At 69.4% G+C, this 4,383-nt stretch carries 3 protein-coding genes; all 3 read right to left on the reverse strand.

The features are described from left to right. Window positions 1–3,017, reverse strand: a 3,017-nt coding sequence (gene mobF / locus GXP76_RS34285) for a MobF family relaxase (RefSeq protein WP_242575528.1), incomplete at its 3' end; no start/stop codon positions are given. Window positions 3,018–3,882: 865 nt separating this feature from the next. Further along, complete coding sequence (locus tag GXP76_RS34290) at window positions 3,883–4,053, reverse strand: hypothetical protein (RefSeq protein ID WP_242575529.1); 171 nt, start codon at window positions 4,051–4,053, stop codon at window positions 3,883–3,885. After that, the coding region (locus GXP76_RS34295; RefSeq protein WP_242575530.1) for a hypothetical protein at window positions 4,050–4,383 on the reverse strand (334 nt) is incomplete at its 5' end. The genes GXP76_RS34290 and GXP76_RS34295, both read right to left, overlap by 4 nt.

Here is a 4,383-nt window from a genome sequence, read left to right on the forward strand (position 1 = left end):
GCTGTGGGGGCGGGCGGGCCGAGCGGCTCCGGCGGTTTGCGCAGCAGGTCGGTGACCATGCCGGTCGGCCGGCTCTGTCTCAGGAATTCGGCGCATCCGTCGACGGCGCGCATCAGCATGTCGGCTTCGCTGCGCGGCTCACCGAGCCGCAGGCGGGTCGCCTCGTCCTCCAGCCCGGCGACCGGCAGCCACATGTGGTTCTCGAACTCGCCCCGGGTGATGCCGGGGTAGAGGCTGTAGGCGTCCGCGCCGAGCCCGTAGAGCAGATTGGTGTGCACGGTCAGGCCCTGGGAGGAGGCGATCGTCATCGCATACCCCAGCGACAGGGCACCTTCGGCGATCTGGCCGGGAGTCATCCACGCCCGGTGGTGGCGGACCTGTCCGTCGGGGCCGGTGCGGCGCCAGGTGATCTCCACCCGGTGCTGGGCGTCGATCGCGGTGACGCAAGCCCGGTAGCCGTTGAGGACATCGGGCCCCTGGTTGCGGCGCGAGCGGTAGTCGTTCTGCCGTACCCGCACCAGGTCGCCGACGGCGAGTGTGAGCCGCTGTCCGCGGGGCTGGGCGTAGGTGTACTGGTCGCCGAGTTCCCCCGCCGCGCGACGCACGGCCTGGGCACCGGCGTTGAACTTGTCGACGTCGGCATTGAGCGTCGCGAGCACCACGAGGTTCGACACCAGGTCGTGCGGATCGCTCCACTGTTTCCGGAGCACGTCCCACGTGGACAGGATCTGCGCGCGGGCCTCGTCGGCGGTGTCGGTGGCGTGGATCCGCCCGCCGTCGGCGAGCATCGTCAGCGCCTTCTCGCGCCCGGCCGGCCCGGTCCGCCACTGGGCCAGGGCCGCGCGTTCCCCGGCGTCCCTCTGGCGGCGGTTGGTCGTCAGGGTGTGCCCGCCGACCAGGCGGTGGATCTCGGCGAAGCCGCCGCCCGCACCGATCGCCTGGAGCTGCTGCGGGTCCCCCACCGACACCACCTTTGTCCCGGTGCGGGCGGCCTCGGCCAGCAGGACCGCCAGCGTCCGGTCATCCGTCATCACCCCCTCGTCGATGACCATGACGTCGATACCGGCCAACCCACTGCCGGTCTCGATGCGGTGCATCCACGAGGCGAGGGTCCGTGAGGGGATCCCGGAACCCTCGGCCAGGTTGTCGGCAGCGACCGCCGACAAGGACGCACCGGCACACACCAACCCGGCCGCGTCCCACCCGATCCGGCACGCCTGCATCTGCGACGTCTTACCCGCCCCCGCGACACCGACCAGCGCATCAATGCCGTGCCCGGCCGTCAGCAGCCGCTCAACAGCCGCGCGCTGCTCCTGCGACAGCGAGTAACCGGCCGTGACCTCGAAAATCGAGATCGCCGTCCGTGCCGCTGCCGGTTCCAGACGGACGGAGCCGTCGTTGAACCGCGCCTTCGTCTGCGCCCTGATCTGCGCCTCGGCGGCGATCAGGTCCTCGGTGGTGAACCGGTCGGCCGACGACATCAGCTTCGACCCACGGTCCGGCAGCCGCTTCGCGTAGCCCTCGACCGCCAGCACACGGTCGGTCAGTCCTTCGAGGTCACCGGCGGGCAGACCATGAGGGCAGGCGTCAGCAACGGCCGCCAGCGCCTGCGCCCGGCTGAACTCCTTCTCGTGCGCGGTCAACCCCTTCTCCGGATGGAAGATCTCGGCCGCGATCTCCCCGGGCGCAGGCACCTTGGGCCCATCCGGCCTGTCCACCCCGAGCTCCTGACCGGGACCTCCGGGTCCGGGCGCCGCTGTCGCGACCATGGCGTCCACGTCGATCCCCAGACCCTCGGCACGCTCCCGCCACTCCGCCCGAAGGTCGATCACGCCGCTGTCGTGCTTGGCGTGACGGGTCTGCGCCGACACCCGCAGCTTCTCCTCCCGGCCCGCATCCGCGCCCGCCAGCGCGTCGACCTGCGCTGCCCGGCGCGAAAAGTGCTCACGCAGATCCTCGGGCACCCCGGCAATCGCCCATGCCCCCGTACGCCCGTCGCGTTCGTACCGCACGCCGAACCGCTCGTGGGCCAGCGCCCGCACCCGCGCCTTGAACAGCCCGTCGAACGCCCTGGCGTGCCGGTAGAGATCGGTGCCGCCGTTGGCGATGGCCCGCCACTCGCCGTCCTCGCAGCGCGCCATGTTGGCGATGACCAGATGCAGATGAAGATGCGGGTCACCAGGGGTGTCATCGACCGGCCTCGCGGACTGGTGCTCCACACTCCAGCCGAGCAGACCACCGGTCGCGATCCGGTATTTCTTGCCGTCCTCGCTCGCCACGCTGTAGGCGATCCAACGCTCCAGCTCCGCGAACGCCTCACGCTTCGCCTGGTGGACCAGAGCGCGGAACTCCCCCTCGCGCTCCTCACCGAGCAGAGCCCACAGCGCGGACGTGGTCTTGTCGAGATCGGCCACCGTGTCGTAGGCCCGCACGCGCACGTTGACCCGCTTACTTTCGTGGGCGCGTGCCTCGGCGAGTTTCTCCGGCTCGTACACCGTCTCCAATGCGATGTTCGCCGCACGGGCAAGGCGGCGCAGGGAGTCGACATGGAGTCGGTGCCGCTCGCCCTTCTGCTGCACCATCCGAACCAGTGTGGACCAGAGAGCAGCCTGCTTCGGCTTCCCCGTGAACAGGTCCAGCGGCTCGACGCCGGCGACGGCCGCGGCGGTCTCGACCGCGTCAACCAGGCGGGCACCGGCCAGTTGGGAACGGGGGTGGGCGCGCAGTTCGGCCTGGACCAGACGCTCCCCGGTCTGGGGATGAATGCCGCTGGTGATCATCCGTGCGGCTTCCCTGCCCGCCTCATCAAGGACGGTCCCAGGAGTCTGACCGACGACGGCCAGTCCCTCGCCGATCCACACGAGACCGCCGACATCGGCGCTCACCATGCGGTAGTCAACCTGCGGGTCACCCGCCGGTGCGGCGAGCTCCGCACCGGGCTGGACGTAACAGCCGGAGTGCTCGGTGAGGCGGTACTCGATCTGTTCGTCGGCCACCAGCGCCGTCACCCAAGCCATCCCGCCACACCTCCCCTCGGCCCGTCACTCCGGCGAAGTCGTACCTCCCCGAAGGGGAGGTACCTTTGCCCATGCAAATCTAACGATCTCGATCGTACTGTTTCCCAGCCACAACAACCAACCAATCTCGACCAGGGTGCATAGCAATTGCGAATCTGGATTGAGTGGAGCGACCGTTGTCCACACATGACGAAGCCGCGCTCGGCTGGCTCGTCAGTTCATGCGACGGGCGAGTTCGTCGACACGTTGGGCAACGGCCGCGAGCGCTTCCTCGTCCTCCGGCACGGGGGTCCCGTCCTCGACGTACTGTGGCTCCAGGGAGGTGTGCCCGCAAACGTACAGCTCGCCCACCTGGGCGACGCCTACCCCGACGTTCTCCCCTGCGGAGTCGAGCAGGTGACACGGGACCGAGGTCCATCCCGACCCGATGATGTGGGCCGCCCTGCGGGCGAGTTCGGCAGTGCGCGGGGGTTGAGTGCCATCGGGTACGCGGTCCTCAACCCAGTACCCGTGGGACGAGATGTCCGGTCCGCAGCCCTCGTGCTCATTGTCAGCGAGGTGCCGGTCAACGAGCGTCTCCAGAGCGTCGGTTGCGTCTCCGAGATCGCCGTAGGAGTTGAACGGCTCGTCTTCACCCGCGGACCACAGTGCGAACTGGAACCCCTGCTCGCCGGGTTCTTCATCGTGTGTAGCCAGGGCGACGTTCCCCCGACAGGGCGCGCGTGCCCCTTGCCCTTGCTTCCGTAGACCATGGGCGAGTCCTTCCGGTTGATGTTCTCGTGGTTGGCGAGGGGCGTCCGCTGCCCGGCGCCGATAGCGCCCCAGCCCCACGGCGGATCGGCCGTCCGGGCTGGTGCGTGGCGACCTAGCCAGCGAGCGGCAGGCCGGTGACAAGCCGCAGGGCATTGGCGACGCAGGCGGCCAGGCCGCCCAGCCCGTCCTCGGCCGTGGCGTGCTTCAGGAAGACGCCGTCCGTGTAGATGCCGAGGCCTTCAGGCAGTTCGTCCTTCCAGGCACTGCCGCACCACGCCCTCACCCAGGTCCTGATAGATGGTTACGCGTGGCTCGGCTCACCTTGCGCCGTTCGCGGCGAACAGCAGCGGCAACGGAGTCTCGGGCAGCGTCCGGCCGGACGGCGAGCACGCCATCCGTCGCCGATCGGTTGTCGGTATTGATCGCGATCTGATGGCGGGCCAGTTCGGCGATGCTCGGGCGCGAGCGATCAGTGTTCGGGCTGTTCACACTGATCGAGGTCGGGGCGATCCGATCGGTCGACTCATGTTCGCGCTCGCCGATCAGGCAATCAGCATGATCCGCAGACGTCGGACCGGCAGTGGTCGGCGTCGTCGTCGGGGCCGGCGGGAGG

The sequence above is a fragment of the Streptomyces sp. NP-1717 genome (genome assembly GCF_022695985.1).
Taxonomy (GTDB): Bacteria; Actinomycetota; Actinomycetes; order Streptomycetales; family Streptomycetaceae; genus Streptomyces.